6 protein-coding genes are annotated in these 7583 nt (G+C 63.9%); 2 read left to right on the plus strand and 4 right to left on the minus strand.

Features of this window, described 5'->3' with window-relative positions; translation table 11 throughout:
* Positions 1–66 precede the first annotated feature (66 nt).
* The 4 genes from IVA92_RS25010 to IVA92_RS25025 form a co-directional block, all read right to left on the minus strand.
* Positions 67–1938 carry an AMP-binding protein gene (locus IVA92_RS25010; RefSeq protein WP_247277736.1) on the minus strand — a complete coding sequence of 624 codons (1872 nt, stop codon included), beginning with the start codon at positions 1936–1938 and terminating at the stop codon, positions 67–69.
* A gap of 43 nt (positions 1939–1981) precedes the next feature.
* Complete coding sequence (locus IVA92_RS25015; RefSeq protein ID WP_247277737.1) at positions 1982–2788, minus strand: enoyl-CoA hydratase-related protein; 807 nt, start codon at positions 2786–2788, stop codon at positions 1982–1984.
* A 180-nt stretch (positions 2789–2968) separates the two neighbouring features.
* Complete coding sequence (locus tag IVA92_RS25020; protein ID WP_247277738.1) at positions 2969–3727, minus strand: SDR family NAD(P)-dependent oxidoreductase; 759 nt, start codon at positions 3725–3727, stop codon at positions 2969–2971.
* Positions 3728–3780: 53 nt separating this feature from the next.
* A complete protein-coding gene (locus tag IVA92_RS25025; RefSeq protein WP_346015514.1) occupies positions 3781–4440 on the minus strand; it encodes a TetR family transcriptional regulator in 660 nt (219 codons plus the stop codon).
* Between the two features lie 153 nt (positions 4441–4593).
* Here IVA92_RS25025 and IVA92_RS25030 point away from each other — a divergent pair, with 153 nt between their 5' ends.
* A complete protein-coding gene (locus IVA92_RS25030; protein WP_247277740.1) occupies positions 4594–5766 on the plus strand; it encodes an acetyl-CoA C-acetyltransferase in 1173 nt (390 codons plus the stop codon).
* A 149-nt stretch (positions 5767–5915) separates the two neighbouring features.
* Positions 5916–7460: an acyl-CoA synthetase gene (locus IVA92_RS25035; protein WP_247277741.1), complete on the plus strand. Its 1545-nt coding sequence runs from the start codon at positions 5916–5918 to the stop codon at positions 7458–7460.
* Positions 7461–7583 lie beyond the last annotated feature (123 nt).

Below are 7583 nucleotides of genomic sequence, written 5' to 3' on the forward strand. Positions count from 1 at the left end.
GAAGCCGTCATTCCGGACCTGGCCCTTTGGCCATCCCGGAATGACGAGGTTGAGAGTGTTGCGCATTCATCGCAGCACGATCACATCTTCATCCGGCTCATCCGCATAAAGCCGCTCCACCAGCGCTGCGCGGCGCTCCAAGCCGGCGCGCTGGTTGATGTAGCCCTTATCAGTGAGCTCGTTGCCGTCGATGGAGGGCGGTTCGGCCATCAGCATGGCACGCGCGATGATGCGGCTGCTGGCGCCTTCGCATTCCCGGTTGTGCGTCTCCAGCCCGCGCCTGAAGCAAGCGATCACCTCGGGGTGCCTGACCGCATCCGCAAAGCTCAGATCGGGATTGCCGACGAGTTGGCGACAAGCGTGCAGGTTCGGCCAGGCCAGCAGGCCGATAAACGGGCGATCCTGTCCCGCGACCAGCGCGTCATGCACGACGGGCGTTGCGGCCGCGATCGCATCGGTCCGGAGTGAGCCGACGTGCACGAAGGTGCCCGTAGTGAGCTTGAAATCCTCCACCACGCGCCCGGCAAAGATGATGCCCTGCACCGGATCCTTCTCGTCGACGAAGATGCCGGCATCGCCGATGCAGTAAAAACCCTCCTCGTCAAACATCTTCTTCGTCAGCTCAGGCTGACCGAAATAGCCGGGCGTGACGTTGACGCCACGCAGGCGAAGTTCGTATTTCGAGCCGCACGGCACCATCTTCAATTCGACCCCGGGGAACGGGAGCCCGATCAGGCCGACGCGCTCGGTCTCCCAATACGTGCCGGTCGAGGTCGGCGCGGTCTCGGTCGAGCCCCAGCCGGTGTAGAACACGATGCGCTCACCGGTCGTCTTCACCGCGAGCGCCTGCATGCGATCGTAGAGATCGTCCGGCAGGCGCGCGCCGCCATAGGCCATGATCGACAGGTTCTTGAAGAACGAGCGGCACAGCGCGTCGTCCTTCTCCATCGCCGCCGCCAACGCAGCATAGCCGGCCGGCACGTTGGCGTAATAGGTCGGCGAGATCTCGCGCAAGTTTCGCAGCGTCTCTTCGAACTGGCCCGGCACCGGCCGGCCGTCATCGATATAGAGTGTGCCGCCATCGACGAGGATCGGGTGGAACGCCGCATTGCCACCCATGGTGTGGTTCCAGGGCATCCAGTCCAGCATGGTCGAGATCGGGCCGCTGGGATCCCGGGGCCGCACCTGCATCATCATCGCCGCATTGGCGCACATCATCGCTTGCGTGTTGATGACGGCTTTTGGCATGCCGGTCGAGCCGGAGGTAAACAGCAGCTTGCCGATGGTCTGGGGCGTGATCTGTGCAACCGACGCTTCGACCTCGGCGGTCACCGGCGTTGCGGCGAGTTCGGCAAAGCCGACGCTCTTGATGCCATCGCAGGGGCGCGCGACGTGAACGACGGTAACGCCGGTGAGGTCGAGCGCCTTCAGTGCCTTTTCGAAGATCGGGCCGTCCTGCACCATCACCACGGCCGGCTGGATCAAATCGAACAGATATTTCAGCTTGACGTGATCGTGGCTCATCAGCGAGTAGGCCGGCGACACGGGAGCCGCCGGAACGCGCGCCTGCATCGCGGCCTGCGTCATCAGGGCGTGCTCGATCGAATTGCCGGAGAGGATCGTGACGGGTCGTCCCTCGAGCTTGAGGTTCAGCAGCGCTTGCGTCAGCGCATCCACGGTGCGCTTGGCTTCGCCATAGGACACTTTGCGCCATTCGCGATTCACTCCGCCGCGCTGCGCGAGCCAGATGCGCTCGGGGGCCTGTTTCGCCCATTTCGCCAGCGAAGCTGGAATGTGCTTCTCGTAAGGCTGCAGCGGAATGCGCGACTTCAGCACCACCGTGCCGTCGCCGCGGCGCTCGACGGCGATGTCGCGCGCGAGCCACTCGACCTTGCGAAAGGCGGGCTTCGTCATCACCGCCGCCGCGCTTCCACTCATTTTGCGTCTCCCGGAATTTCTTGTCCTTGGCGGATCTTTGTCTTTAGCGTTTGATATAGACAGGCTTTCGCTTCTCAAGGAAGGCCCTGATGCCTTCCGAAAATTCCTCGGAACGGCTGCACAGGACCTGGTTGCGGTCTTCCATTGCGATCGCAGCTTCCAGCGAACCGGCATCGACGCTCATGTTGAGACATTCCTTGGAGAGACTCAGCCCCACGGGCGAGGCCGTCATCATCGCGTTGACATAAGGCGCGGCTGCATCATCGAGCTTGTCCTCGTCGACGACCTCCGAGACGAGCCCGACCGCGAGCGCGCGCTCGGCGCCGATGAAACGCCCCGTCAGGATCAACTCGGACGCCACCGACACCCCGACGAGCCGCGGCAGGAAATAGCTGGTGCCGATGTCGCAGCCGCCGAGGCCGAGCTTGATGAAAGCGCAATTCATGCGCGCCGATTTCGTGGCGATGCGGATGTCGGAGGCAAGCGCCAGCGCAAAGCCGCCGCCCGCCGCGGCGCCCTGCACAAGCGCTAGGATCGGCTGCGGACAGCGCCGCATCAACATCACGATGTCGGCGATGCGCCGCTGCGAATCCAGCGACTCGGTAACGCCAGGCGGCTCCTGCTGGCCGGCGCGACGAGCCATCGCGGCCTTGAGATCGAGGCCCGCGCAAAAATTCGTGCCGGCGCCGCGCAACACCACGACGCGCGTGTCGCGGTTGCGCTGAAGCCCCTGAAAGTAGACGTTGAGCGCATCGATCAGCGCCGGATCGAGCGCATTGAGGCTTTCAGGACGATTCAGCGTCACCCGGTCAACGCCGTCATCATGCTCGATCAGCAGCGGTCGGGACATGGGGGCCTCGTGCATGCGCGCGGGAGGTGCCTATTATTGTGCCCTCTCCCCTTGTGGGAGAGGGCATGCACGTCGGTAGCCACGAGTTCGCTCGGGTGAGGGGTCTGCGTCCGCGGATAGAGACCCCTCATCCGGCGCTTCGCGCCACCTTCTCCCACAAGGGGAGAAGGGAAGAGAGCCTTACCGCGGCGCCATGCGGATGGCGCCGTCGAGACGGATGGTCTCGCCGTTCAGCATCGGGTTCTCCACGATGTGCACGGCGAGCATGCCGTATTCGTTGGCGTCGCCGAGGCGTGAGGGATGCGGCACCTGGGCGCCCAGGCTCTTGCGGGCCTCCTCGTTGAGACCCATCAAGAGCGGCGTGAAGAACAGGCCGGGCGCGATGGTATTGACGCGGATCTTCTGGCTGGCGAGGTCGCGCGCGGCCGGCAGCGTCAGGCCGACGACGCCGCCCTTCGAGGCCGAATAGGCGATCTGGCCGATCTGGCCTTCGTAAGCGGCGACCGAGGCTGTGTTGACGATGACGCCGCGCTCTTCGCCGATCGGCTCGATCGTGACCAGGCGCTCGGCGAACAGGCGCAGGCAGTTGAAGGTGCCGATCAGGTTGACGTTGATGATGCGGGCGAACTTTTCCAGCGGGTAAACGCCGTCGCGGCCGACGATACGCTGCGAGCCGCCGATGCCGGCGCAGTTCATCAGTACGCGCGCCACGCCATGCGCGGCTTCTGCCTTGGCGATCGCTGCCTTGATCTGCTCTTCGCTGGTGACGTCGGCATGGAGCGCGACGCCCTTCACTTCGGCAGCAACCTTCTCGGCGTTTTCCTTGCTCTGGTCGATCACGCCGATCTTGGCGCCCTTGGCGGCCATGGCCCGGGCGGTCGCGGCACCAAGCCCCGAACCGCCGCCGGTGATGAGAACGGCTACGTCTTTCAACTGCATCGCTTGTACCTTTCCTTGGGCGTTTCTTCTCTGGACTTGAAAGTTCGGCCGGATCACCCGGCCGCGACAGCTTCCTCGGCTTGCGCGAGGATGCCGCCGCAGATCAGCGTTTCCATGTGTTTGATGTATTGCCGGCAGACTTCGTCGGTGACCGGGCCGACCCCGGTCGCGCGCGACATCGCGTGCCGGCCGAAGAACAGATGGTCGCAGGCGCCGATCAGGCTGGTGTAGAACAGCACCGGATCGGTGGCGCGGAATTCGCCGGCTCGCTCGCCCTCGGCGAGCAGGCGGCGGTGAAAGTCGAGCAGCGGCGCCACGAAGAACTTCGAGACCTCGTCGGCGGAGCTCGCATTGGTCTCGTGCAGCAGATAATGGATCAGCCGGTTCATGTACGGGAACCGGTAATAGGCGCGGATGATACCGCCGATGTGCAGTTTCAGCTTCGCGGTCGGTGTGATGGGCTGCGCCAGCAGGTATTCGAGATTGGACAGCTCGGTCGCGGCATCGCGCGCGAGCAGTGCCAGCAGCAGGCCGTCCTTGTTGCCGAAGTGATATTTGACCAACGCGGCGTTGGCGCCCGACTTCTGCGCGATGTCGGAGAGCGAGATCTCGATCGAGGAGCGTTCGATCATCAGCTCGCTTGCGGCCACGAGCAATTTCTCTGCCGTGGAATTCTTCCCGCTGGGGAGCTTGGTCGGTACGCTGGTAGCCACAGAGATCCCTGAACATGCCTCGTGAGGCGCGCAGATAAGCCCAAGCCGCGCCGCATCACAAGAGTTAATTGATCGATTGACTAAACGATCTCGCGCCCCTTAAATCCCTCCCCGACAACCAACCCCAATCAAGAAATTCAGGGAGAAACCGACATGGCCGAGGCTTACATCGTCGCCGCTGCGCGTACCGCGGGCGGGCGCAAGGGGGGCCGCCTCGCCGGCTGGCATCCGGCCGATCTCGCCGCCAAGGTGCTGGACGAGCTGGTCGACCGCACCAAGGTCGATCCCGCCCAGGTCGAGGACGTGATCATGGGCTGCGTGATGCAGGTCGGCGAGCAGTCCAACAACGTCGCGCGCAATGCGGTGATGGCCTCAAAACTGCCGGAGAGCGTGCCGGGCACGTCGATCGACCGCCAGTGCGGCTCCTCGCAGCAGGCGCTGCACTTCGCCGCGCAAGCCGTGATGTCCGGTGCGATGGACGTCGTGATCGCGGCCGGCGTGGAATCGATGACGCGGGTGCCGATGGGCCTGTCGTCACAGCTCCCGGCCAAGAACGGTTTTGGCAATTACAAGAGCCCGGGCATCGAGAAGAAGTATCCCAACATCGTCTTTAGCCAGTTCACCGGCGCGGAGATGATGGCGGAGAAGTACGGCCTCTCCAAGGATGAGCTCGACGAATATTCCTACAACAGCCATCAGCGCGCGATCGCGGCCACCCAGGCCGGCCACTTCAAGAAGGAGATCGTGCCGCTCGAGATCACCCGTGCGGACGGCAGCAAGGACACCCATCACATCGACGAGGGCATCCGCTTCGACGTCAGTCTCGACGGCATCAAGGGCGTCAAGCTGATCGCCGAGAACGGCAAGCTCACCGCGGCCAGCGCCAGCCAGATCTGTGACGGCGCTTCCGGCGTCATGGTGGTGAACGAGCGCGGCCTTAAGCAGCTCGGCGTCAAGCCGCTCGCCCGCATCCATCACATGACCATGACGGGCGGTGATCCCGTCATCATGCTCGACGCCCCGCTGCACGCGACCAAGCGCGCGCTGGAGAAGGCCGGCATGAAAATTGGTGACATTGACCTGTTCGAGGTCAACGAGGCCTTCGCCTCGGTGCCGACCGCGTGGCTGAAGACCACCGGCGCCGACCCGGAGCGTCTCAATGTCAACGGCGGCGCCATCGCGCTCGGCCATCCCCTCGGCGGCTCCGGCACCAAGCTGATGACCACGCTAGTCCACGCCCTGCACCAGCGCGGCAAGCGCTACGGCCTGCAGACCATGTGCGAGGGCGGCGGCATGGCCAACGTGACGATCGTGGAGCGGCTGTAAGCCTTCGCGTGTCCCGGTCGCGCTGCAGCGTGAAGCGCGGCGGCGCAGAGCCGGGGCCCATGCCTCACAGTGGACCCCGGATCAGCAGCGCACCACTGCGCGATGCGCTGCGTCCGGGGAACGCCACACCTAACTGAACAAGCAGAGACATGACTCACCCCTCCATCCACGCCCGCACCACGCCGAACAAGAGCGCCTATCGAATGGCCGGCAGCGGCAAGGCGATCACCTATCGCGAGCTCGACGAGCTCTCGAACCAGGGCGCGCATCTGTTCCGCTCGCTTGGCTTGAAGGCCGGCGACCACATCGCGCTGTTAATGGAGAACCGGCTCGCCTTCATGGAGATCTGCTGGGCCGCACAACGCAGCGGGCTCTATTACACCGCGATCAGCCGCTATTTGAAGCAGGACGAGATCGACTACATCGTGAAGGATTGCGGCGCCAAGGTCGTCATCACCACACCGAAATGCGCCGACCAGATCAATGGCCTGATCAGGGGCGCCGCCGGCGAGCCGATCTTCTACATGATGGACGAGCCCTCACCGGGCTTCCGCTCCTACGACAACGAAGCCGCCGCGCAGCCGACGACGCCAATCGCAGACGAGGTCGCCGGCTACGACATGCTCTACTCGTCCGGCACCACCGGGCGGCCCAAGGGTGTCAAGAAGGCCTTCGAAGGCAAAGCGATCGACGAGCCGAATCCGTTTCTGCGCGTGCTCTGCGCCGACATGTGCGGCATGAACGCCGAAAGCACTTACCTCTCGCCGGCGCCGCTCTATCACGCGGCTCCGTTGCGCTTCAACATGATGGCGATCGTGCTCGGCGGCACCTCCATCATCATGGAGCATTTTGACGCCGAGGAATTTTTGAAGCTGGTCGAAAAATACAAGGTCACGCAGTCGCAGCTGGTGCCGACCATGTTCGTGCGCATGCTGAAGCTGCCGGACGAGGTGCGCACCAAATACGATGTCTCCACACTCAAGGGCGCGATCCACGCCGCCGCGCCCTGCCCTGTCGATGTCAAAGCCAAGATGATCGAATGGTGGGGACCGATCCTGATCGAGTATTACGCCGGCTCGGAAGGCAACGGCGTCACGGTCTGCACTTCGCAGCAATGGCTGGAGCACCGCGGCAGCGTCGGCCGCGCCGTGGTCGGCACGATCAAGATTCTGGACGAGAACGACGAGGAGCAGCCGGTGGGCGAGATTGGCACGGTCTATTTCGCGGACGCGCCGGCCTTCACCTATCACAACGACCCCGAGAAGACGAAGAAGGCCTACAACGCCAAGGGCTGGTCGACGCTCGGCGACGTCGGCTATCTCGACAAGGACGGCTTCCTCTACCTCACCGACCGCAAATCCTACATGATCATCTCCGGCGGCGTGAACATCTATCCGCAGGAGACCGAGGACGTGCTCATCACCCACCCCGAGGTCGCCGACGTCGCCGTGTTCGGCGTGCCGAACGAGGAGATGGGCGAAGAGGTGAAGGCGGTGGTGCAACCGCACGACATGAGCCGTGCCGGCAAAGCACTCGAAGCCGACCTGATCGCCTATTGCAAGCACCGCCTCTCCGCCATCAAGTGCCCGCGCTCGATCGATTTCGAAGCCGAGCTGCCGCGCACGCCGACCGGCAAGCTGGTGAAGCGGCACTTGCGCGACAAATATTGGCCGAAGACGGCCGCGAAGATTTAGGGGCCGCTCACCTCCCCTGGAGGGCAGGGCTATCGCATGTGGCCGAGGAGCTCAAAAAGAAAGGCATCGTTCCACCCGGCGCGCTTGAGCTTGAGGCGCAAGGAGATGGTGGTGTCAGGGTGA

This window comes from Bradyrhizobium sp. 154, assembly GCF_023073875.1.
Classification (GTDB): Bacteria; Pseudomonadota; Alphaproteobacteria; order Rhizobiales; family Xanthobacteraceae; genus Bradyrhizobium.